Origin of the sequence: [Flexibacter] sp. ATCC 35208 (genome assembly GCF_001975825.1) — a bacterium.
Classification (GTDB): domain Bacteria; phylum Bacteroidota; class Bacteroidia; order Chitinophagales; family Chitinophagaceae; genus Chitinophaga.
The window spans coordinates 1-23,599 of the sequence record NZ_MTKN01000020.1 but is presented as its reverse complement, the minus strand read 5'-3'; the positions used below and the strand labels follow the sequence as shown (position 1 = coordinate 23,599).

Annotated in this window: 25 protein-coding genes; 10 read left to right on the top strand and 15 right to left on the bottom strand. The window is 43.4% G+C overall.

The genetic code is table 11. The features are described 5' to 3' along the window. Positions 1-7: 7 nt before the first annotated feature. Positions 8-247, bottom strand: a complete 240-nt coding sequence (locus tag BW716_RS14365; protein WP_083723265.1) for a hypothetical protein — start codon at positions 245-247, stop codon at positions 8-10. A 751-nt stretch (positions 248-998) separates the two neighbouring features. Between BW716_RS14365 and BW716_RS14360 the strand changes: the two genes are divergently transcribed. From BW716_RS14360 to BW716_RS14350, 3 genes are all read left to right on the top strand, one after another. Then, a complete protein-coding gene (locus BW716_RS14360; protein WP_083723264.1) occupies positions 999-1,427 on the top strand; it encodes a response regulator in 429 nt (142 codons plus the stop codon). Positions 1,428-1,497: 70 nt separating this feature from the next. Further along, the gene (locus BW716_RS14355; protein ID WP_083723263.1) at positions 1,498-2,967 is read left to right on the top strand and encodes a sigma-54 dependent transcriptional regulator; all 1,470 of its coding nucleotides are present in this window, start codon (positions 1,498-1,500) and stop codon (positions 2,965-2,967) included. 107 nt (positions 2,968-3,074) lie between these two features. Continuing rightward, complete coding sequence (locus BW716_RS14350; protein ID WP_083723262.1) at positions 3,075-3,536, top strand: low affinity iron permease family protein; 462 nt, start codon at positions 3,075-3,077, stop codon at positions 3,534-3,536. 38 nt (positions 3,537-3,574) lie between these two features. On the opposite strand, the gene BW716_RS14345 is transcribed toward BW716_RS14350, so the two are convergent. Genes BW716_RS14345 through BW716_RS14335 form a run of 3 tightly spaced genes read right to left on the bottom strand, consistent with a single transcriptional unit; the run spans position 3,575 to position 6,772 of the window. Next, complete coding sequence (locus BW716_RS14345; protein WP_083723261.1) at positions 3,575-5,008, bottom strand: hybrid sensor histidine kinase/response regulator; 1,434 nt, start codon at positions 5,006-5,008, stop codon at positions 3,575-3,577. 2 nt (positions 5,009-5,010) lie between these two features. Next, on the bottom strand, positions 5,011-5,466 hold the full coding sequence (locus tag BW716_RS14340; RefSeq protein ID WP_083723260.1) for a response regulator: 456 nt from the start codon (positions 5,464-5,466) through the stop codon (positions 5,011-5,013). Beyond that, entirely contained in the window at positions 5,453-6,772 is a 1,320-nt protein-coding gene (locus BW716_RS14335; RefSeq protein WP_179091134.1) for an ATP-binding protein, read from the bottom strand. Before BW716_RS14335 ends, BW716_RS14340 begins: the two co-directional genes overlap by 14 nt. A 380-nt stretch (positions 6,773-7,152) precedes the next feature. Here BW716_RS14335 and BW716_RS14330 point away from each other — a divergent pair, with 380 nt between their 5' ends. The 3 genes from BW716_RS14330 (at position 7,153) to BW716_RS14320 (ending at position 9,042) form a co-directional block, all read left to right on the top strand. After that, positions 7,153-7,362 (top strand): hypothetical protein, encoded by a 210-nt coding sequence (locus tag BW716_RS14330; RefSeq protein WP_083723258.1) that lies wholly within the window; start codon positions 7,153-7,155, stop codon positions 7,360-7,362. Positions 7,363-7,376: 14 nt separating this feature from the next. After that, entirely contained in the window at positions 7,377-7,916 is a 540-nt protein-coding gene (locus BW716_RS14325; RefSeq protein ID WP_083723257.1) for a ferritin-like domain-containing protein, read from the top strand. 76 nt (positions 7,917-7,992) lie between these two features. Beyond that, positions 7,993-9,042, top strand: a complete 1,050-nt coding sequence (locus BW716_RS14320; RefSeq protein ID WP_083723256.1) for a DNA topoisomerase IB — start codon at positions 7,993-7,995, stop codon at positions 9,040-9,042. Between the two features lie 43 nt (positions 9,043-9,085). Here the strand turns inward: BW716_RS14320 and BW716_RS14315 are convergent, their stop codons facing one another. Continuing rightward, positions 9,086-9,433: a hypothetical protein gene (locus tag BW716_RS14315; protein WP_083723255.1), complete on the bottom strand. Its 348-nt coding sequence runs from the start codon at positions 9,431-9,433 to the stop codon at positions 9,086-9,088. An 85-nt stretch (positions 9,434-9,518) separates the two neighbouring features. Here BW716_RS14315 and BW716_RS14310 point away from each other — a divergent pair, with 85 nt between their 5' ends. After that, positions 9,519-10,292, top strand: a complete 774-nt coding sequence (locus BW716_RS14310; protein ID WP_083723254.1) for a Ku protein — start codon at positions 9,519-9,521, stop codon at positions 10,290-10,292. Between the two features lie 7 nt (positions 10,293-10,299). Here the strand turns inward: BW716_RS14310 and chrA are convergent, their stop codons facing one another. From chrA to asnS, 4 genes are all read right to left on the bottom strand, one after another. Beyond that, positions 10,300-11,493, bottom strand: coding sequence for a chromate efflux transporter (gene chrA, locus BW716_RS14305; RefSeq protein ID WP_083723253.1), 1,194 nt, complete (start codon positions 11,491-11,493; stop codon positions 10,300-10,302). A 147-nt stretch (positions 11,494-11,640) separates the two neighbouring features. Beyond that, positions 11,641-12,597, bottom strand: coding sequence for an isopenicillin N synthase family oxygenase (locus BW716_RS14300; RefSeq protein ID WP_083723252.1), 957 nt, complete (start codon positions 12,595-12,597; stop codon positions 11,641-11,643). 38 nt (positions 12,598-12,635) lie between these two features. Then, positions 12,636-13,142, bottom strand: a complete 507-nt coding sequence (locus BW716_RS14295; RefSeq protein WP_083723355.1) for a biopolymer transporter ExbD — start codon at positions 13,140-13,142, stop codon at positions 12,636-12,638. 102 nt (positions 13,143-13,244) lie between these two features. Continuing rightward, positions 13,245-14,684: an asparagine--tRNA ligase gene (asnS, locus tag BW716_RS14290; RefSeq protein WP_083723251.1), complete on the bottom strand. Its 1,440-nt coding sequence runs from the start codon at positions 14,682-14,684 to the stop codon at positions 13,245-13,247. A gap of 451 nt (positions 14,685-15,135) precedes the next feature. Between asnS and rho the strand changes: the two genes are divergently transcribed. After that, on the top strand, positions 15,136-16,881 hold the full coding sequence (gene rho / locus BW716_RS14285; RefSeq protein ID WP_306460912.1) for a transcription termination factor Rho: 1,746 nt from the start codon (positions 15,136-15,138) through the stop codon (positions 16,879-16,881). Positions 16,882-16,928: 47 nt separating this feature from the next. On the opposite strand, the gene BW716_RS14280 is transcribed toward rho, so the two are convergent. The 6 genes from BW716_RS14280 to trmB all read right to left on the bottom strand — a co-directional run bounded on the left by BW716_RS14280 (position 16,929) and on the right by trmB (position 21,596). After that, positions 16,929-17,684, bottom strand: a complete 756-nt coding sequence (locus BW716_RS14280; protein WP_083723249.1) for a LytTR family DNA-binding domain-containing protein — start codon at positions 17,682-17,684, stop codon at positions 16,929-16,931. 24 nt (positions 17,685-17,708) lie between these two features. Next, a complete protein-coding gene (locus BW716_RS14275; RefSeq protein WP_143708854.1) occupies positions 17,709-19,784 on the bottom strand; it encodes a histidine kinase in 2,076 nt (691 codons plus the stop codon). 16 nt (positions 19,785-19,800) lie between these two features. Beyond that, a complete protein-coding gene (locus tag BW716_RS14270) occupies positions 19,801-20,031 on the bottom strand; it encodes a 4a-hydroxytetrahydrobiopterin dehydratase (protein ID WP_083723247.1) in 231 nt (76 codons plus the stop codon). Between the two features lie 80 nt (positions 20,032-20,111). Next, the gene (locus BW716_RS14265) at positions 20,112-20,555 is read right to left on the bottom strand and encodes an IPExxxVDY family protein (RefSeq protein WP_083723246.1); all 444 of its coding nucleotides are present in this window, start codon (positions 20,553-20,555) and stop codon (positions 20,112-20,114) included. Between the two features lie 158 nt (positions 20,556-20,713). Further along, a complete protein-coding gene (locus tag BW716_RS14260) occupies positions 20,714-20,917 on the bottom strand; it encodes a DUF5522 domain-containing protein (protein WP_083723245.1) in 204 nt (67 codons plus the stop codon). Next, on the bottom strand, positions 20,889-21,596 hold the full coding sequence (gene trmB / locus BW716_RS14255) for a tRNA (guanosine(46)-N7)-methyltransferase TrmB (protein ID WP_083723244.1): 708 nt from the start codon (positions 21,594-21,596) through the stop codon (positions 20,889-20,891). Before trmB ends, BW716_RS14260 begins: the two co-directional genes overlap by 29 nt. Before the next feature lie 482 nt (positions 21,597-22,078). On the opposite strand from trmB, the gene BW716_RS14250 reads away from it, so the two are divergent. Further along, positions 22,079-22,546: an Lrp/AsnC ligand binding domain-containing protein gene (locus tag BW716_RS14250; RefSeq protein WP_012788686.1), complete on the top strand. Its 468-nt coding sequence runs from the start codon at positions 22,079-22,081 to the stop codon at positions 22,544-22,546. A gap of 77 nt (positions 22,547-22,623) precedes the next feature. Continuing rightward, positions 22,624-23,544, top strand: a complete 921-nt coding sequence (locus BW716_RS14245; RefSeq protein ID WP_083723243.1) for a tryptophan 2,3-dioxygenase family protein — start codon at positions 22,624-22,626, stop codon at positions 23,542-23,544. Positions 23,545-23,599 lie beyond the last annotated feature (55 nt).

Here is a 23,599-nt window from a genome sequence, read left to right as displayed (position 1 = left end):
TCAAACGCTATTGAGCGGAAGGCTCGGGGCCGAAATAGTTCCGGATCATCCATTCAATATGTTCAGAAAGACCGGCCTCAGTAATAGCCGGACCCGCCGACTGAGAAAGTATATTGTCTTTGTCAAAGGTGTATTCCAGCACTTCTCCTTTCATAACTACAAGATATTTTTTCTCTTTGGCTTTTTTACGCAGGGATATTTTCCTGCTGACCCCGTTGACTGTAATACTACAAGCAAGCGTGCGCATGTGAAGATTGAGGTTTTAGATGAATAAAGAATAGCGGTTTTCACAGAATAACTGATAGCGCTAGCCTGGCTATTATTTTAGCCAGGCAGTCGCCTCAAGAACCTGTTAATAAAATGTATAATTAAATGATGATGAGCCTGCTCACAGGCAAGGCGTCTGAATTAGCTTTTCGTCGTCTGAGTCAAATGTAGCGTCTTGATCTCAGAATATTGTGAACGCCATGTTAATGAAAAAAAATAGTTGATCGCCTAAAAAGTCTGGTTGACTATAACCAAGCTATATCATAAACAGGTCATTATAAGGACACCAAAAGGGCACCTCATTATCTTCGGGATAATGAGGTGCCCTTTTGGTGCCCTGTTAGTACCCTTATCGTACTAAGGATATGCTATAGGAATGGGCATAAAAAAGATTGTCCCGGGTTCGCACCCAGGACAATAAACTAAAACAACAGCTATGAATGAAAAAAATGTTATGCTTCATAGATAACGTTTTCAATTACCATACCACGGGGTCCAACCCTTGATTCCACACTTCTGCCCCGGGAATTGGGGTAACAGGGATCATGAATTGTGGAAATAATTCCACACATTTGTATGGAATATCTTGCAGAAGCTGCCACAGGCATAATGGATTGATATTTGGAACTACTATACTGAAAAAGGAGCGGGAAATAGGTGAAGTGCGAGTTGAAGCCAAAGGATCCTCCTATTTTTTTGATAATCAATTTATTAATGGAACAAGTGTAAGCATGGTACAGCATATTAAACCGGATGTGGGACCCACATCCGACACAGTATATACGCACGAGGGGATGAACAAGTCATTTATTCTGATTATTGACGATGAACCGGATATCTGTAAACTATTACAGTTGAGTCTTGTTAAACATGGATATAATGTAAAATATGTGCATTCACTCACGGAGGGAACGCAGTATTTGCAGCAGCAACAACCGGATTTGCTCTTCCTGGATATCCATCTGCCAGATGGGTCGGGATTGGAAGCATTACCTGGTATTAAGAAAAAATGTCCAGCCCTGCCAGTCGTTACCATTAGCGCTTATGATAATGGTATGGAAAAACAGAAAGCACTCAAGGCCGGCGCCAGTTACTTCCTCGCCAAGCCATTCAATGTAAAAAGCCTGGATGAGCTGATGCTTAACGTGTTAAGCAGATAATGCGTAGCAATGAAAGGTATTAATTAGTAAATTTAAAAAAGCTGTTGTTCTAACACCACATATAACTTTTATGAGAAATATTCTGATTATAGACGATGAGATCAATATTTGTACACTGCTTAGTAAGTTTCTGGGCAAACACGGTTTCAAAGTAGATACTACTATGAGCGGTGCCACTGCGCTGAAAATGATGAAGGAGAAAGCATTTGATCTGGTGTTGTGTGACTATCGTTTAAAGGATACAGATGGTGCTCAGTTATTACAGGACATATTGCAAATCAATCCCCGTACAATCGTGATCATCATCACCGGTTATACCGATGTAAGGGTCGCAGTAGATATGGTGAAGAATGGTGCTTATGATTACTTATCAAAACCATTGTATCCGGACGAAATCCTCAACCTTGTACATAAAGCCTTCGCGCACATGGATTCCGAACGCGAAAGGGAAAATTCTATGCCTGCCAGAACTTACAATGGCAGTGTAGGAGAAAGACCTGCCGCTGCTGCGCTTGCAGATGTACAAAATGGCGAGATGCTCGATAAGAGTAATAAATATGTATATGGAGAAAGTGCTGGTGCACGCGAACTAATCCGTCAGATTAAGCTCGTAGCACCTACCGATTATAGTACTATCATATTTGGTGAAACAGGTACGGGTAAAGAATCTGTTGCCCACCTCATTCACCACCATAGTAAACGTCATTCCCAACCTTTTGTAGCACTGGACTGCGGAAGCCTTTCGAAAGAACTGGCTGCAAGTGAATTGTTCGGCCACGAAAAAGGAGCTTTCACCGGTGCGATCAATACCAAGATCGGCGCCTTTGAACAGGCACATGGCGGTACGCTCTTCCTTGATGAAGTGGCAAATCTTTCTTACGATATACAGGTAGCCCTGCTGCGTGTGATCCAGGAAAAAGTGATCCGTCGTGTAGGTAACCTCAAGGAAATTCCGATTGATGTGCGCATCATCGTAGCGAGCAACGAGAAGCTGTCTGAATCTGTACAGAAAGGCCGTTTCCGTGAAGACCTTTTCCATCGCTTCAATGAGTTCACCATTTATATTCCGCCATTGCGTGAGAGAGTAGAAGATCTGTCTTTATTTGTAGATGCTTTCATGCGTCAGGTAGAAAGAGAACTGCAAAAGAACTGTGGTAAGATTACTCATGAAGTATGGGATTGCTTCAACCGTTACAACTGGCCAGGTAATATCCGCGAACTGAAAAACGTGATTCGCCGCGCCTGCCTGTTAACACCGGAACATGAAGATATCACGCTGTCTACATTGCCGCTGGAAATGAAAGAATCATTCTCCCAACAACCATCTTATGAAGAAGATCATCAGGTGAATATGTCAGGTGAACTGATTTCTATTACCAACGAAAATGATCTGAAAACAGTCGCATTGCAGGCTGAATACAATAAGATCATCAATGTACTCAAAGAGGTAAAATACAATAAAACGAAGGCCGCACAGCTGTTGAATATTGACAGGAAAACCCTGTACAACAAGCTCCGGTTACTGAATATAAATTATTGATCAATATAGTGTTTGTTTATAGTTTATTGTGGGGCGCTTTATAGCGCCCCTTTTTTGTTTTTTCAACAGGTATATTATTTGCCTTACTAAAGTACAAATACAACATCATGAAAGCGCAACAAGGGAATGGAGATTTTTTCGAGAAATTTTCAAGCAAAGTCAGTCATATCACAGGTTCGCCGGGAGCGTTCTTCCTGGCCCTGTTAGCAATAGTTATCTGGGGAATTACGGGACCGGTATTTCATTATTCCGATACATGGCAGCTGGTCATCAATACGGGTACTACTATCATCACATTTCTAATGGTGTTCGTAATACAAAAGTCACAGAATAAAGATTCCAAATCATTACAGTTAAAACTGAATGAATTAATCGCAGCCAATAAAATGGCTAGTAATCGCCTTATTGTGGTCGAAGATTTATCAGAAGAAGAACTGGATACCCTGCATAAATATTATTGTAAGCTGGCGGAGGAAACGAAGAAGAAGATGTCGATGAAAGAGTCACACTCTGTAGAAGAGGCAATCGAAAATGCAGATGAAAAGATAGACGTGGAAGAAAAAAAATAAGGCCGGATCACTATAAAGTCTCCGGCCTTTTTATGTGATTAGTTAGCGGGCAAAACGACCGTAAATACGCTGCCTTTATCAATCTCACTTTCTACATGTACGGTTCCTTTGTGGTTCATTATAATATTTTGTGTACTTGTTAACCCCAGGCCGGTACCTTTCGGTTTGTTAGTAAAGAAGGGGTCAAACAGCCTCATTTTCGTCTCTTCAGGTATGCCTGGACCATTATCACTGATCATGATAATCGCCTTGTCTTTCAGGCGCTCTGTATTAATTGTGAGCACGCCCTTACCTGGTGTCATCGCCTCAATAGCATTAATGATGATGTTGAGTAATGCAATGATTACTTTTTCTTCATCAGCAGGAACCATGATGTCGGGGTAAATGTATTCCTTATTGACTTTTATTTCATTCAGTTGCAACCTGTCTTTCGCCAGCAGCAATGCTTTTTCTGTTAGTTCATTTGCACCATGTGCATGGATGTTCAGCTCTATCATACGGGTAGAACTGAGCAGTTCGGTAATAAGCTGATTGATGCGGGTACAGTTGCGCTCAATGATATCTACATATACCTGGCTTTCTTCCACACTCACCGGTTCACCTTTGAACTGGCTTACGGCAAGCAGGATATTGGTGAGCGGATTTCTTACCTCATGAGCAATCACGCGGGCAATACGGCCGGTGACGATGAACTTCTGTTGCTGCTGCTTTTCAAGTTCTTCTCTTTTTCGCTCGGTGATATCCTGTGCAATACAGAGGAAGATCTGTTCTGCTTCGTCCAGCATCACTGCGCTGACCATTACATCCAGTTTTTTACCTTCCTTGGTCACGAAGTTATACTCTGTTTGCAGACTACTGTCTTCTCCACAGATTTGGTCGAAGAAGTGGCGGCTTTGTTCTTCCTGGAAAAATAGTTTTTTCAAATTCATCTGCAGGAATTCTTCCTTGCTATACAGCAGGGTCCTGATGGCTGCGGGGTTTGCATCGATAACGTTCTTGTCACAATCTGCGAGTATGATGAGGTCGTGTGCTTTTTCAAACACACTAAAGTATTTTTTTTCTTTTTCCTCAATGGTGCGCAGGTGGCGGGCCTCATCCAGGGCATAGCGGATGGAGCGTTCCAGCAGGTCAGCACTGATTTCTCCTTTTACGAGGTAGTCAGAGGCACCTGCCTGCATCGCCTCCTTATCTATACTGTAATCCCCTTTACCCGTGAGCATAATCACAGGTGCCTTGTATTGCAGCTGTTGGAAGTGATGGAGGATGTCGATACCTGTATATGGTCCCAGGCGATAATCTACGAGGTAGATATCATGCTTTTTCCGCTCTACTTCCTCTACTGCTTTTGAGTAAGTAGGTGCCCAGGCCAGATCGTACTGACCCGGAGAGATGTCCTGCAATAACTGGCTTACCAGATAAAAGTCATCTTCGTCATCATCGATCATCAATATGTGAACAGGTTGATCAGTCATTCTTAAATGTTTGGCAGTTCTGCAATTTCGAACCAATATTTACTTAATATACTGGTAAATTCTACGAGACCTGAAAAAGTTACCGGTTTGATGATATAACTATTTACACCCAGCTCGTAGCTCTTAGCAATATCCTTTTCTTCCATGGAGGTAGTAAGAATGATAACAGGTATACATTTTAATAAGGGATCAGCCTTTACCTCTTTTAATGCCTCACGACCATCCTTCTTGGGCATATTGAGGTCCAGCAGTATGATGTGTGGAAGTGGGTGTAGCGTTTCATCCGCATACCGCCCACTCCGCTTCAGGTAGAGCAACAGCTCTTCCCCGTTTTCCACGAAGCTAATCTGATGATCTGTACTGTTTTCTTCAAAAGCGGCCTTGATCAGTTCCCGGTCGTCTGCATCATCATCAGCAATAAGGATGCTAATTTTTCCGGCAGGCTTAATACTGCTCATCCTGATGGGTTTGGGTAAGTGGTAATATAACTATAAACCTGGCGCCCTTGCCTGCTTCTCCATAAGCTTTGATGTAACCATGATGACTGTCTGTGATTTTTTTACAGATAGCCAGGCCAATACCAGTCCCTGAGTATTCGCTCATGCCATGTAACCGCTGAAAAAGCAAAAAGATGCGCTCGGCATAGGCCGGTTCAAATCCTATACCATTATCTTCAAATGAAAGTCGGCAGAAGGTATCTTCCAGTTGATTTTCTCTTATGGGGACGTCCAGTGCAGCACCTTTTAGGAGCTGACAACTGATATTGATTGCCAGTTGCCGCTCTGGGCTGGCGAACTTAATTGCATTTGTCAGAATGTTCTGAATAAGCTGTTGCAAAGAGGTGGGGTTGCCTTCTATTGCAGGCAGCACTTCTGAATGAATAGTCCCTTTCTTTTCCTGGAGGCTTTCTTCCAGGTCACTGCTTACTTGTTGAAGCAGGGTATTCAGGTCTGTTTTTACAATATTCTCAGGGGTAATGCGGCCAGCTCTTGAAAAAAGCAGCAGGTCATTGATCAATACCCGCATCCGGGCCACAGCGCCTCCCATTCGTTCCAATAGCTCATTGGCTTCAGTGGGGAGTTGAGAGCCGTATTTCATTTGCAACCGGTCGCTGAAGGTAGAGATCTTGCGCAAAGGTTCCTGCAGGTCATGACTGGCTACATAGGCGAATTGTTCCAGTTCTTCGTTGGATTTATTTAACAGACTGATGTTTTGTTGCAGGTCCCGCTGGTAAGATTTTAATCTTGATTCAATGTGTAATTGCAAGCGATATTCCCGTGTAAGGGTCAAATAGGAATAGATACCTATGAAGATGGCAATGAGTGAAGAAATAAATATAGCAGGTACCCATATCATAGAATAGAATCGCTGCATCTCTGATTTTTCGGGCAGGTGTTGTTCTTCGATCTTCATCATATCCTGTACTTTCCGGTCTATCTTATCCATTGATTTTTCACCTTCCTGTACAGAGGAAGTGTCTTTCCGGAAAGAACGCAATTTGGTTTCGCCGGCGGCGAGTTGTTTGTATTTATTATCCAGGAGTTGTTTCAGGGTATCAAGGTGTAGCTGTTGTTGCGGCGAACCTTTTGTCACCTGGCGCAGATGCAGGTATTCTTCTTCAATCTTGATGCTACGTTCCTGCATACTGGGACGCAGGAAGGCAGTGTCCCTGGTGATGCTAAAACCGCGGATTGCAGCTTCCGCATCTTTTACCTGCTTGGTGATTACTTCCAGCCTTTTGGATACTTCAATGGTGTGGTTCATCCATCTAGCATTATCAAGCAGGTTCTTAGTAACAATATAAGAGCAAACAGAAGCAATGATCATTACAGTAGCAGCTATAAAAAATCCTGCTCGTAGCTTTTTCTGAACCGGGATATGCATAGTAGTTTATTCGACAGCATTCGAATGTACTAAAAAGTTCCGGGTTACGAAGCGGAAACAAATTCTACAATATGAAATCACTTGTCTACACCATGTGCAGCCGTGGCTGCTGTATGAAAAAATATAGCTGTGAACGTTGGTGATATGCCTATGAAACTATTTGTGGTGAAGGATTATGGGTAAATCAGTATTGAGTTTTATGCATCAAAATCTGGCACCGGGAATGAACTTTGTTTTTATTTCTGTAAAAACTGATCATCATGATACACGATACAATATTCGCAGGTGATCCGCCTCCTGGAGGCGTACCTGAAAAACAACCCATACAAACACCTCCAACGAACCCAAACCCCGCTCCCGGTCCGGAGATCACACCTCCGCCATCACCCCAGGGGCCAGAAAGAAATCCGGTTCCGAACGAGGTGCCTGATCATGACACACATCGTACTCCACCTAATCCTAAAGCATAAAACTCTAAAAAGTTATGGCAACGACTACCAAAAAAAAGGCAGCATCAAAAAGCGCCATGCCTGAATCAAAATTCCATAAGCTCTTCATGGATGAGCTGAAAGATATTTATTGGGCTGAAAAAAATCTTGTAAAGGCACTGGGCAAAATGGCTAAAGCAGCCACTTCCCAGGAACTGATCAATGCTATTATTGATCACCAGGAGCAAACTAAAGGACATGTCGAAAGACTGGAACAGGTATTCGAAATGCTCGGACAAGCACCAAGAGCCAAGAAATGCGAAGCCATGGAAGGCCTGATCGCAGAAGGTCAGGAAGTAGTAGAAGATACAGAAGAAGATACAGCAGTAAGAGATGCAGGTATCATCATCTGTTCCCAGAAAATTGAACACTACGAAATCTCAGCTTATGGTAGCCTGCGTACACTCGCACATATCATGGGACATGATGATGTAGCATCTGTGCTGGAGCAGACACTGGGCGAAGAAAAAGAAGCAGACAGTCTGCTCACACAAATAGCAGAATCTTCTATCAATGAAGAAGCTGCAGCAGAATAGTTTTTCTTACTAATCATTGAAAACCCTCAGGCTCCTGCATTGTAAAATGTATGGAGCCTTTTTAAAAGGTTAAATTATGGATGTAGTAGCAGAAGCAATGGCTACCGCAAAAGCAGTGAAATTGAGATATGTAAGATCTGGTACCGCCGGTTATTCCCGTGTAAAAACAAGAAGTGGTTTTTACTACCAGGATCAGTATGGTGCGAAAATTACTGATGATGATATATTGCATCGCATCAGGGGATTAGTAATTCCACCCGCCTGGCAGGAAGTATGGATCTCTCCTTATCCGAATGGTCACTTGCAGGCTACTGGCATCGATGCCATGGGCAGAAGACAATACCGCTATCATTCTACCTGGGCTAAGGTGCGCAACGAAACCAAGTACGACCGCCTGCTACATTTTGGGGAGAAACTACCGCAATTGCGCCACCATATGGATGAGGCACTGAAAAAGAAAACACTCGACAAGGAAAAAGTGATCGCCATTGCCCTCAGTGTTATGCAGGAAACACTGATCCGTGTAGGCAATGTAGCTTACGAAAAATTGTATGGCTCCTATGGCCTGACCACATTGCGTGATCAACATGTGAAAATAAGTGGCGGAATGGCTTTCTTCAAGTTTAAAGGCAAAAAAGGTGTAATGCATCAGATCACACTTAAGCATCGCCAACTTGCCAGATTGCTGCAGAAAGTAAGAGATATTCCCGGCCAGGAATTGTTTCAATACTATGAAGCAGGAGAACATAAATCCCTCGACTCCGGCGATATTAACGAATACCTGAAGCTCTGGACAGGACAAGACTTTACCTGCAAGGATTTTCGTACCTGGTCAGGTACCCTGCATGCATTAAACCTCCTGGCAGATCTGACGCCTTTTGAGTCGCAACATGAGTGCAAACAAAACCTGGTGAGTATTATCGATAGTGTAGCGGGAAAACTGGGGAATACCAGGGCCGTGTGTAAGAAATATTACATCCATCCACGTCTTGCAGAAGCTTATGAACAATGTAAGCTTCGTCCGTATCTGGATGCCTTGAAAGCCGGCCGGGAAAAGGTTCCTAAAGGTGGGTTACACAATGATGAGAGAGTGCTGTTGAAATTTATGAAAGACGGACGATCGTAAATAACAATCGTCCGCCAGTCAATAAGTTTTAGTAGTTATTAATTTAAGCAAAGATCATTTGATCTTCTCTGTCCTCTACCGGTATTTTCTGGATAAATTCATCAAACCCTGATTCTTCGTGCGTACTATAAGCCCCATAAGCGTCCAGAACATACCCAATTTCTCCTTCCTTGTCTTCTATGAGATACAATACCGACATATCACCGGGATCTGACTCCCCTTCAAATCGGTAGGTTTTTATGATCTTCAACTCATCAGGGTTGTAGATCTTTTGTTTTTCTTTATTCTGCAAGCGGCCATGGTCACTCATTACCAACTCATGATCCAGACCCTTAGTGTGCAATTTTTCTAACACTCTGGTAAGTGTTGTCATTTCACCTGGCTTTTCCATAAACAAAGGTTTTTATAGATTAAAAATCCAAAAGCCGTGCCATGGCATATCCTTTGGATGCCAATACAAGTATAAATCAATTATTATGAGAGCAATATGGTCAGGAACTATTGGCTTCGGGCTGGTCAATATTCCGGTGAAACTGTACAGCGCAGTCAAAGACAGCAGGCTCGACCTTGATATGCTTGACAAGCGTGATCAGGCACACATAAAATTTCACCGGGTAAATGAAGACACAGGTAAAGAAGTACCATGGGACAAAATAGTAAAAGGATACCTGTACAATGATGAATACATTATACTGGAAGATGAAGATTTCGAGGCGGCAAGTCCTGAAAAAACAAAGATGATCACCATTGAATCTTTTGTAGAGGAAACTGAGATTGATGATATTTATTTCGAGACACCCTACTTTATAGAACCGGAAAAATCAGGTACGAAAGCATATGCATTATTGCTGAAAACGCTGGAACAAACAGGAAAAGCCGGTATCGGCAGATTTGTGTTGCGCACCAGTGAGCATATTGTAGTGATCCGCCCACGGGATAATTATTTACTATTGCATCAACTCCGTTTCCAGGAAGAAATTCGCACACCTGAGGAGCTGACATTACCTGCTACCAGGATTCAGAAGAAAGAGCTGGATATGGCTGTAAAGCTGGTTGAAAGTTATACGACAGAATTTGACATCAGTCAGTTCAAAGACGAATACCATGCAGAGCTGCTGAAAATTATCAAACAAAAAGCGAGTGGTAAGAAGCGTGCGGTGAAGAAAATGAAAGTGGTGCATACAAAGAGTACAGACCTGTTTAGTCAGCTGAAAGCCAGTCTGGGTAGTGGAGGTAAGCGGGCATCATGATGATTGATTACAGTAACCAACCCAGTACCAGACAGGCAAGTACGATAAATGGAGAGGGGAGACGTGAGAATGCCAATATTGCCAGTGTGCTCAGGGCGATCGCAATATTGTACCATGTGTGCGGTATGGCCATAAATAACATGAAGGTCGCAGCCCACATGATACCTACCACAGCGGCATTGATACCTTCCAATGCACGATAGATGACTACATATTTCTTCAGATTGGTCCAGATTGGAAAGAAGAATAAAACCAGCAGCAAGCTGGGTAAAAAGATAGCGATTGGCGCCAGCATACATCCCAGCAACTGATACCCCGGTCCCAGGTTGCGCATTACCATTCCCCCCACATAAGCAGTGATAGAGAATGTAGGTCCTGGCAAGGCCCGCATAATACCTGCACCTGTCAGTAACTCCTCAGCACTCATAAATGCCGATTTTGCACGGGTTACATATTGTTCCAGCATCATTGCAATCAATATATCGCCACCACCAAATACAAGGCTGCCGAAACGATAAAAGTTTTCAAACAGGTTGAACGGACGACGGGTAATCCAGTTGTGCGTACGGGCCACTTCAGAGAATAGACCTGCGAGTATAAAGAGAGTGGCAAACAACCAGATATTGGTCCATTGGATTTTTTTAGGCTGGTCAGGAATATCAGGAATACGCTTGTTACTGAAGTTAGAGACAATACCACCAAGGATGATCAGTGCGGGGAATGTCCATGGAGACTTCAGGTAGATGGCCGTGAGTAAGGCTACCACCATGATGATGAAAGTAGCCAGGTTACGGATACTGATACTGAAAGCCCGGAAACTGCCATAAATGAGGAAGCCTACCGCCATGGGTTGTACATACTTAAAAATGTCTGTATGCAGGGCTTTCTGATCAAAGTATTGTAAAAGGAAACTAAGAGATCCCATCAGGAAACAGGCTGGTGCAATCCATATGAGCAGGGTGACGACTGCCAGTGATACCCCTCCACGTTTGTAGCCGATGAGGGTGAGGGTCTGGGAAGAAGAAGCTCCGGGGAGCAGCTGACAGAACGCATTATATTCCATCAACTCCTGCTCTGTCACATCTTTTCTTTGCTGCACGAATGTCTTCAACATCATAGCCAGGTGACCTTGCGGGCCACCATAGGCTGTTAAACTGTGTAAAAAAACAGCCCGCAGGAACGGAATATGACGAAGAAACACTATGCGGGAAATTACGGCTGCCCGAATTTCATTAAAATATTGAAGATATCAAACATTTATGCGACAAAAGGTTGATTTTGTGGGTTAACTATGATAATTATCATAAAATAAGCCGGCCAGAGGTGGTCGGCTTATTTTAAAAGGGAATTATTTCTTCAATCCTATTTCTCTCAATCGTTCATCCAGGTACTCACCGGCGGTAATTGGTTCATACTCCCTGGGATGCGCTGCATCTATTGTGCTTTCAAGACAATTCAGCGGCATCTCTGACTTAGGATGCAGGAAGAATGGAATAGAGAACCTGCTGGTACCCCACAGTTCACGAGGTGGATTTACTACGCGGTGTGTAGTAGACTTTAATTTATTGTTCGTCAATCTTTGCAGCATATCGCCCACATTTACTACGATTTGCTCAGGCAGTGAAGTCACCGGCACCCAGTTATTCTGTTTATCCAGGATCTGCAGACCATCCGCAGAAGCTCCTACCAGCAGGGTGATCAGGTTGATATCCTCATGCTGTTCTGCGCGGATGGCAGACTTAGGTTCATCTTTAATAGGAGGGTAATGGATCGCTCTCAGGATAGAATTACCATTATGAACAAACTGATCGAAGTAATGCTCATCCAGACCCAGGTACAGTGCAATAGCCTGTAATAGAGATATACCTGAAGTTTCAAAAGCTTTATAAGCAGCTGTGCAGGTAGGGGTGAAAGCAGGCAATTCCTTAACTGCTACGTTATCCGGATATTCTTTGCCAATCGGATCACCATCTGTTACAGTTTGTCCAAACTGGAAAAACTCTTTCAGATCAGGCGCGTCAAATCCTTTTGCATGTTCTTTACCAAATGAAGTATAACCACGCTGGCCTGCCAGTTCGGGAATTTCGTAACTGCGCTTTACATCAGCTGGTAGTGCGAAGAACTGTTGTACATACTTATACAGGTCTTCAATCAGCTTGTCGGGAATACCGTGATTTTTTACTGCTACAAATCCTACTTCCTCATAAGCTTTACCCAGCTGCTGCACAAAGGCTGCTTTGCTGGTGTCGTCGCCCTTTGTAAAGGCGGCGAGGTCTACAACAGGGATGGAATGTGTCGTTGCCATAGTTAATGCGATTTACATCACTAAGGTATAGAAAATGACTATTTCAGTAATGCTTTTTCTTCGTCCGTAATGTCTACCATGGCATAACGGTCTACGCGGTTGATGAGCATTTCGTCCATGATATCTACTACATTTTTATAGTTGGCGTCGTTGTTGGCTTTGATCAGTACCATCAGTTTATTGTCCCCGGTTCTCTTCATGATCTCTTCTTTCTTTTTGATGATTGCATCCCTGATATCCGCATAGGTAATGGTTTTTACGTCTTCGGGATGATACATGCCTTCATAATATTTTACAGTATTGTTGGCGCCAAGCAATACGGTCATAGCATTACTTTCGGCCAGTGGCTGTGGTTTACCGTCGTCACGGGGCATGATCAGGTCCATGGTTTTTGGTTGCAGGAGGGTAGTGGTCAACATAAAAAAAGTGATCAACAGGAATCCCAGGTCTACCATAGGGGTCATATCTACCCGGGTACTCAGTTTCTTAGCGCGCTGGCCACCTCTTTGTTTGCCAGGGTGGGATTGGGTGTTCATTTCAGCCATAACAAAAGATTTATAATATAGACGCGGGCGTAACAATATTCCATAAAAAAATGGCTCCGGATTTTCACCCGGAGCCATTTTAAATATTGTGTATATTAAAAATTAAAACTCTGCACTCTTTGGTGTTCTTGGGAAAGGAATCACGTCCCTGATATTTCCCATACCTGTTACAAACAGTACCAGTCTTTCAAAACCTAAGCCGAAACCTGCATGCGGAGCACTACCATAGCGTCTTGTATCCAGGTACCAGCTCATTTCTTCTACTGGCAGTTTCATTTCTTCCATACGTCTTACCAGCTTGTCGTAGTTTTCTTCACGCTGAGAGCCACCTACGATTTCGCCGATACCCGGGAAGAGAATATCCATTGCTCTAACGGTTTTGCCGTCATCGTTCTGCTTCATGTAGAAAGCCTTGATAGCCGCAGGATAATCTGTGAGTATCACAGGTTTCTTAAAGTGTTTTTCTACCAGGTAACGTTCGTGCTCACTCTGCAGATCTGCACCCCATTCTTCGATCAGGTAGTTGAACTTCTTTGATTTATTTGGCTTACTGTTTTTCAGAATGTCAATTGCTCCTGTGTAAGTGAGACGCTGGAATTCATTGTTCAGTACAAACTCCAGTTTTTCGATCAGTCCCATTTCACTTCTTTCCTGCTGTGGTTTCTGTTTTTCTTCCTCAGCAAGGCGTGCAGCCAGGAATTCCAGGTCTTCCCTGTTATTTTCCAGCACATAGCCAATTACGGATTTGATGAAAGCCTCTGCCAGGTTCATGTTGTCTTCCAGGTCATAGAAAGCCATTTCTGGTTCGATCATCCAGAACTCAGCAAGGTGGCGGGCTGTATTGGAATTCTCTGCACGGAAGGTAGGGCCAAAGGTGTAGATATCACCGAATGCCATTGCTCCCAGTTCGCCTTCCAGCTGACCAGATACGGTCAGATTGGTCGCTCTGCCAAAGAAGTCTTCTTTATAATCAATGTTACCATCTTCAGTCAGTGGTGGATTTTTAGGATCCAGGGTACTTACGTGAAACATTTCGCCGGCACCTTCAGCGTCAGATGCAGTGATGATAGGCGTGTGCAGGTATACAAAGCCTTTTTCGTTAAAGAATTTGTGGACAGCAAAAGCCAGTGCATGACGCAGGCGGAATACAGACCCGAAAGTGTTGGTGCGGAAACGCAGGTGTGCAATTTCACGCAGGTATTCCAGGCTCGGGCGGTTTTTCAGCTGCAGGGGATATTTCTCACCATCACAGTCACCCAGAATTTCCAGTTCTACAGCTTTGATCTCTACGCGCTGGCCTTTACCCAGAGATGGAATTACAGTACCTGATACGCTGATGGCAGCACCTGTGGTCAGGCGCTTGATTAGTTCAGCAGAAACAGAATTCTGATCCAATACAATCTGGATATTATTATTGGTAGAGCCATCGTTCAAAGCTATAAACTGATTGTTACGGAAAGACCGTATCCAGCCTTTTACCACTACGTTGTAGTCTGTTTTGTCGTCAAGCAGGATTTGCTTAACCTTCGTTCTTTGGCTCATATTAATGTAAATTTTAGGATTGCAAATTTAAGTGATAAGGGTGATTCTGCGCCCTTTTCCAAATAAAATGTTAAATGTGGAAAAATACTGTTATCCCCGATTTGGCAGGAAAGTTGCGGGCAATAAGTGGGACCATATCCGAAGACAGGCTGTGGGCCGGTGTTTTCCTCCCTGAAACTGCTCTCCAAGGGGCCTCAGGGCCGGATTACAGGCATTTTGGAACCTGCTTTTTTTTTGGATAATAGCGAAAGTTGTTTTAATCTTGCGTTACAATCTGTCTGATTAAGTTCAAATTCACATCTTCATCAGCAGTCCTAAACTCAACATTCCCTATCAGATTTAATAACCAGATTAAATTTATTGGACTCAAAAAACAATTATTTTGTAATTGGTGTATGTTGGTATGTAGTGGTACCCACCTTGCAACACTTCTAAAATTTGACAACACACGATGATGTACGACATCTTACAACTGAACGACATGCTCGTTCCTGAGCTGCTTGACATTGCAGAGAAACTGGATGTGCCAAACGCCAAAAAACTGAGCAAACAGGATCTTATCTACAAAATTCTCGACAAGCAGGCAGTAATGGCCTCAGAAAGTAACCCGGCCAATGGAGAAGAAAAGAAGACACGTAAACGGAAATCAACAAAAAAGGAAGACGAACACGAAGAACCAGTAGCAGAAGCCGCATCAGATGAAAAACCAAAACGCGGTAGAAAACCTGGAGCACTCAATAAAGCTAAAGAAGTTGAAGAACCTAAGGCATCCGAAACCAAACCCAAAAAGAAAGACTTCGATATAGACCTGGATAGTATTCCTTCCCTTACATTTGACGACGACGACGATGAAATCATCCCTCAGTTTACTGAAGACGAAGAGGATGAAGAGGAAGAAGTAATTACTAATACCAAGGCGCCTGTTGCTGCTCCTGCAAAAAAGGTAGTAGTAGAAGAGGATGAAGAAGACGACGAGGAAGAAGAGGATGACGACGACGACTTCGTAATGCCGGAAGAGCCTATCGTGCCGCAGAAACAACGTTTCAACAACAAGCAGAAAGAACCTGTTTTCAATATAGAATTTGATGGTATTATCCTCAGCGAAGGTGTACTGGAAATGATGCCTGATGGCTATGGTTTCCTCCGCTCCTCTGATTATAACTATCTCAGCTCTCCTGATGATATTTACGTGTCTCCTTCCCAGATCAAATTATTCGGTCTCAAAACAGGCGATACCGTTAAAGGTTCCGTTAGACCTCCGAAAGAAGGTGAGAAATACTTCGCTCTCCTGAAAGTAGAAACAATCAATGGTAAATCACCTGAAGAAGTACGTGACCGCGTACCATTCGATTACCTGACACCTCTGTTTCCTTTCGAGAAATTAAGATTGACTACTACTTCTAATAACTACTCTACCCGCATCATGGACATGTTTACCCCTATAGGTAAAGGTCAGCGTGGTCTGATCGTAGCACAGCCTAAGGTGGGTAAAACCATGTTGCTGAAAGAAGTAGCAAATGCTATCGCAACTAATCACCCTGAAGTTTACCTGATGGTAGTGCTCATCGATGAGCGTCCGGAAGAGGTAACCGATATGGAACGTAGCGTAAAAGCAGAAGTCATCGCTTCTACTTTCGATGAACCAGCTGAAAAGCACGTGAAAGTTTCTGCCATCGCACTGCAAAAAGCAAAACGCCTGGTAGAATGCGGACATGATGTAGTGATCCTGCTGGATTCCATCACCCGTCTCGCCCGTGCGCACAACACCGTAGCTCCTGCTTCAGGTAAAGTACTGAGTGGTGGTGTGGAAGCAAACGCTATGCAGAAACCAAAACAATTTTTCGGTGCAGCCCGTAAGATCGAAAATGGTGGTTCATTGACCATCCTCGCAACTGCACTGATCGATACGGGTTCTAAAATGGACGAAGTGATCTTCGAAGAATTCAAAGGTACCGGTAACATGGAATTACAACTGGATCGTAAACTGGCGAACAGACGTATCTTCCCTGCTATCGATGTATCAGCTTCCTCTACCCGCCGTGATGATCTGCTCCTTGATAAGGATCATCTGAAACGCCTTCACATTCTCCGCAATCATCTCGCGGATATGAATACAGAAGAATCCATGCACTTCATGTTACAGCACATGAGGGGGACTAAAAATAATGATGAGTTCCTGATCTCTATGAACGGATAAGTAACTCCCAACCATAAATAAAAAAGCATCCCAACCGGGATGCTTTTTTATTTATACTGTTTTAAGTGTAAGAGTAGATCTTTTTTTCGTCGTTCTGCTACTTCCAGTGTCACACCATTTCTCATCATTACATTTCCACCTTCTGTACTTACATGGCTGATCTGACTCATCTGCGCTATCTGTAGATTATTGACCTGGTAAAATCGTAAGGTGCTGAATAGATCTGCATAGTATCGGAATGGCCTGTTGGCCTGCACCTGGTGATGATCATCCAGGTAAAACAATGTCTTATCGCCTAGTGCTTCCAGGTAAGTAATGGCAGATAAAGCGATGGTGGTATCATCTCCTTCCGACTGTGGCAATACCAGTTCCAGACTTGTATTCCGGCCCTTGTTAAAATTAGCCAGCAGTACTTTGTATCTGTCTTTACTTTTGCCAGCTGCCAGTCGTGCACCGATAATAGCGATGGCTGTAGTGAGACTTTCCCGATCTATTGGTTTTAAAATAATTTCCACTTCGCTGAAACGGATCGTATGCAGGAATTTTTTTTCAAATGCAGTGACAAACACCGCTTCAAACAGTGGTACGTTCTGTGTGCCCAGTAATACATCAAACCCGGTTCCATCAGGCATTTCAAGGTCGAGAAAAACCAGCTCGGGCTGGAATTCCCGGATGGTAGCTATACCATCAGCACAGTCAGAAGCAGTAGCAACAATTTCTACATGAGGACAATACTTTTCCAGCATCAGGGAAATGATGTCCCGGCTATTGCGCTCGTCATCTATAATTACGGCCTTTATCATAAAGTCTAAAGCGTAGTAGTTGGCCTACAATTGGGGAATAAGTATCCGCACAATAGTACCACTTTCCAAAGAATTTTTATCCGATTTATCAATGATGTCTATGTGAATTCCCGTGTTGTACATCTTGTTGAGCAACTCTGCACGGTTAGAGCTGATCTCCATGCCGGAGGACTGATGATGCTTCGGCAATGTACGCATGGACTTAGACCTGTTTATACCAATACCGTTGTCATCAATCAGGCATTCCAGCATGTCCGGCGCTACCTGATTAAACTGTATCAATAAGTGGCCGATATGGTCACGGGAATTTGTCATCCCATATTTTACCGCATTTTCTACATACGGCTGTAGCAGCATAGCCGGTATTTCCAGTTCTGCTGTGGCGATGAGCGGATCTACCTGCAGCTCATATTCCATCTTATTTTCAAACCGCATCTTTTCAAGACCCAGGTAGGTATTCAGATACGCAATTTCATCTGCTAATGATATGAAATTGCGTCTTGAAAAATCTAATGTTTTCCTGATCAGGTAAGAAAAATCAGACAAATACTTCTGTGCATATTCATAATCCCGCTGCATGACAAACAGCTGTATGGAATTGAGACAATTGAAAATAAAGTGTGGATTGATCTGCGCGCGGATGGCCTTCAGTTCTATCTCCGTCAGTTTTTTATCGTACTCTGTTTCCAGGTGTATTTTCCGTTGTTCTTCCAGCTCCTGTTTCTTACGGAGAATTTCTGTCGTCTGTTCTTTTACCAGTTCTTCCAGTTGCTCATTCAGCTTATGCTGAAGTTCTTTGTTTTTATTCAGCTGTTTGATCAGCAGCTCCTGTGTACGGGTTCTTTCATGGTGCACCAGTTTATTGCGATAACTGAGGCCTGCCAGGAAGAACATAGATTGCAGCAATACCCCTACAATGATGAGCAGCGAAGGGGCAGACAGTTCCCCCAGTGCACTGAGCAGTCCCAGAGGACGTATCAGCATGAGGAAGGAGCCAAAGCTGGCCATATAAAAACAGAGGGATCCAAAGAGGAAAAACCGTACCAATGGATGATGGCGGGAGCGCTTGGCCAGTGCTGCGAATACCGCCAGCAAGGGGAGGAGAGTGGCTAGATATATATAGCTGTAGATCATGCCAGGCACCTGGTACAATCTCCTGGCGATACAGTAAAAACAAATGATAATAATACCTCCAATACAGGAGGCAAATATATTGAACAACCTTTCCATAAAGGGATACCGCTCCTGCAGGTTGAGGAAGGATTTTCCAAAGGCCAGGTACATGAGATAAAAACAGAATAATAGCGCCGGCACATCCCAGTAATATTTCAACATGGGCCAGCTGTAAAACACGGATAGCTGATAGGGTTTACTATCCAGCCGCAGGGCAAAAAATAAAATTAACCCCAGCATGTATGCAGCAAAATACAGATACGAGCGATCCGGTAATTGAATATAATTGATGATCGCAATGGTAAGACATACCAGCAACATGCCCAGCAGCATAAAGATCATGGCTGCTTCTTTATGGAAGTGTGCCACAGTAGCGTTCCGGAAGTTATTGTATTGCATAGCGTCGTACAATACAGGCATGAGTGGGTTCTCGTTAAAGAACTGGTTGTTGATATGTAAATAGAAAGTACGTGTTTGCCCGGGGGGCACATTCACAGGAAAAGCATAATGTTCCCAGCGGCGAATGTTGTCTTTGTCCAGCATCATACCGGTCTGAACCAGCAATTTTAGTTGCTGGCCTTCCTGTACGTACCAGTACATATGATCATGCCACCCTGCAAAGAGGGCCAATACAGAATCTTCACTACCGGTATTTTTTACGGATAGCCGAAGCCAGCAATCGTGACCTTTTCCATTGTTCTTTTTTGAGTCGTGGAAAAGAGAAACGTTGTGGTTGAAATGCAAATTAGGTATCTGTTGTGGTGTTACCTGCTCCCCCACATCTTCCATGCTCAGCAACCAGGGCCGCAGATCCAGAGCTGGCGGAAGATTATCAAAATCTGCTGCCAGTGTGTCTTTTGCTGTTAAACTGCCCAGGGCTTTATTGGAGTAACAAAACAACAGTAATAAGAAAAAGATCCGAATCACTGTTTAAGTATAAAATTTATAGGCAACCATCAATAGCTTTTGCCAGCGCATGGTCTTTGTCGGTGACGGTGTCTCCGGCATCATGCGTGCTCAGATAAATCTCCACCTTATTATAGACATTGTTCCAATTGGGGTGATGATCCATTTTTTCAGCTATCAGTGCCACTTTTGTCATAAATGAGAATGCTTCTGTAAAGTCTTTGAATGTAAAGGCACGATATAATTGATTGTTTTTCTCTTGCCACATAACAAAAAGATTTTAATCATGAAACAATTAAAGTGTTCATGCAATAGTGTGATTCGGTGAGGAAACCCGGCAATTTCCGGTTAAAAGATGAGGTTCATCTTATTTTCGAGCTTTCTAATATCCAATAAAGATACTAATTGTACTGGCTCTACATGACGTAATTGTCCGATTAATTTTTTGACATCCTGCAGCTGGTAGTAATCTCCTTTAATCAACCAGAGATAATCTACATTTTTTAGCTCAGGGAGCAGGAATTCAGCCTGGCAGTGATTATTATAAAAATAATGTGCCGCCGATTTGGTCGGTTCTTCAAATTCAAACACACTGAAGTAAAACGACCGCTGATTTTTAGTCAGGTTGATCTCCAGAGAATTGTTAACTCTGAAGTCGTAGTGCAGATCCCGATTTACCTGCCAGCACACCTGATAATCCCGCGCAGAAGACACGATGCCAATCAGATGGGTCGACTCGAAGAAATCTTCCACTAATTGGTCCTGATCCAGTTTTAATTTGAGTACTGACATGCTAGTAGGTTGACTAGTAGAAGGTTGATGTTCAACAGCGTCTCTCATTGTTATAAACCATTTTTCCCGGCGGACGCCAATGTACACCTTTTAAGGTTACGGATTTGTCACACTTATCGGGCACTTTCCGTGCCAATAAAAGAAAAAGACTGTCGAGGTCAGCCTTTTTCTTCATTATTTAACTTCCGGGCAGCGAGCAGATCATTTCTGCGGGGTTCCGGTACTTTTTCGTAATCGTATGGGCAGTGTCTGCATCCATTGCCGCAGCAATATCCTCTTTTTAGGAGGAAAGCGGCTGTAAGTACTACATACCCATCTTCATTATAGTAAAAATCAATTCCCTCCTTCAGCTGGGGTTGCATCAGATGGTAATTTTATAGACTTCCAGTCCATCGGTTGTTCCGGTAGTCTGAATTTGAGATAGCGGATGGTTCTGCCGTTCTCCAGGTGCATTTTTTCGTAATACGTCTGAATTTGTAAAAGGGCAGGTACTTCACCTAAAGAATAAATATCGGGAATGTCTTCTATTAAAGTACAGCCACTATGTTCGATCACTTCCTGGGTAAAGGCGTACAGCTCCGGGGAGTCTGTTTTCAGATTGATGGTGCCACCTGGCGCCAGGAGTGGTTGATATAATTGTAAAAACTTCGGATGGGTCAGTCTTTTCTTTGATTTGGACTGACGAAGAAATGGATCAGGGAAGGTGATCCAGATTTCACTGATTTCTCCCGGCACGAAATAATTGTTGAGCTTATCGATCTGGGTACGGAGGAAGGCGGTGTTATTGATATTCTCATCAATAGCAGTCTTGGCACCTCTCCATATGCGGTTACCTTTCAGGTCTACGCCCAGGAAGTTTCTTTCCGGGAAGCGTCTGGCGAGCCCAATAGTATAATCTCCCTTGCCACAGGCAAGTTCCAGTGTCAGGGGATTGGTATTCTTATAGAATGACTGCCACTGGCCCGGCATGCCTTCCGGATAGATCAGTACATTCGGGAATGTCTCAATTTCGGCGAAACGTTGTAATTTTTTTTGTCCCATTTGGGTGCAAAAATAATAGATTAACTGTATCTGCCTTCGGCAGAAGATATAAAAAGGAGTAGAAAGGCCAGCGGCTGGCTCTAAAGGGCCTAAAAACAAAAAAGCTGTCCCGCGTGAACGGAACAGCTTTAAACCAAGGCTGTAGGGGGAGGGCTCGAACCTCCACTGGGCAGTTAGCCGCAGCACAAATAAGATTAGTGGTCAACCCATTATGCTGTGTTTATCCTGGACTCCCAACCCCCGAGACAAGAGGGCATGTCTGCCAAATTTCATCACCCCACAATATTTAAGAACTTCTCACTCTCTTTTTTTCAATTCCGGCCCCGTTTATTTGACGTCGGTGTTGTTTTGAATGATTATTATGATGCAAATCTAAAGACATAACGGTTTTCTTGCAAATTTTTTAAGAAAAAATTTTGAAAATTCGATATTTTTCAAATATTTGCATGTAATTTTAATGCATTCAAAAACAAATTGTAAAAATGAGCCACAATTTGAATATTGACAAACTCGATTTGCAGATCATCAGTGAAATGATGCATAATGCAGAAATCTCCTACGCTGACCTCGGAAAGAAGCTTTTCGTTTCCGGTGGCACGATCCACGTTAGAATGAAGAAGCTACAAGAACTGGGTATCGTTAAAGGTACAAAATTACACGTAGATTTAAAAATGATCGGCTACGACGTAATTGCTTTTATCGGTATTTACCTTGAAAAAAGCTCCATGTACGACACTGTGGCCAAGGAATTGCGTAAGATACCTGAAATGGTACGCTTGAACTATACAACTGGTAGCTATAGCATGTTTGCAGAGATAATCTGTAAAGACATTACACAACTTCGCCGCATACTCCATGATGAATTACAGAAGATCAAAGGCATTGAACGCACCGAGACATTAATTTCTCTGGAAGAAAGCTTTTATAGAACGATCAACGTTGTGGAATAGGCAGCCCCATGATATTTTCCCCTTCCCGTCAGCTGTAAAAGGCAGGGGAGGGGACTTCTAAATTCATATACATATTTATGGTTACAACAGAAATTACTGACAAGATCAAGCGTCTTGAAGAGAAGTATGCTGCTATGGGCCAGGACCTGTCTTCCTATCTGGATGGGCTGCTCTATGCAGATTACCTCACCTATTGGGATTATATCCAGCTCGACGTTCTACTTAACCTTCAGCATCCCCGTACCCCCATCCCGGATGAGAACATCTTTATCATTTATCACCAGATCACTGAACTGTATTTTAAACTCGCGCTCCAGGCTATTGAGCAAATCAGCTTTGCACCAACGCTGACTGTAGCAGGCTTTCAAACACAACTCAAAAGGATCAACAATTACTTCCGTAACCTGATCAACTCTTTTGAGATCATGGTAGATGGTATGGACAAAGATCAGTTCCTGCAGTTCCGAATGGCCCTGTTACCGGCTTCCGGCTTCCAGAGTGGCCAATTCAGGAAAATTGAGATCTGCTCCACAAACCTGGTCAACCTGGTCTATCAACCACAGCGCGCGGACCTAAAAGAAACTGAGTTGGATCAGGTACTGGAAAAGATCTACTGGCGAAGTGGGGCTACTGAATTGTCTACAGGTAAGAAAACCCTTACCCTCAGGCAGTTTGAGTTGAAATACATGAACGAGTTCCTGCAACTGGCCACTCGTTACAAGGATAATAACATACAGGCACAGTATCGCCGGTTGTCTCCGGAAGACCAGCAGGAGCTCATACCGCTGTTGAAGGAGTATGATACGAATATCAATGTTCGCTGGCCACTCATGCACTATAAATCAGCTGTGCGCTACCTGAACCGCAAGCCGGAAGATATAGCTGCTACTGGTGGAACCAACTGGCAGAAATACCTGCCTCCCCGCAATAAACGTATTGTTTTCTTCCCGGAATTATTGACAGAAGAAGAAATGGACAACTGGGGAAAGGAATTATAAAAAAAGGCCGCAACTTATAATGAGGGCACTGAAGAATGAGGGCACTGAAGAAGTT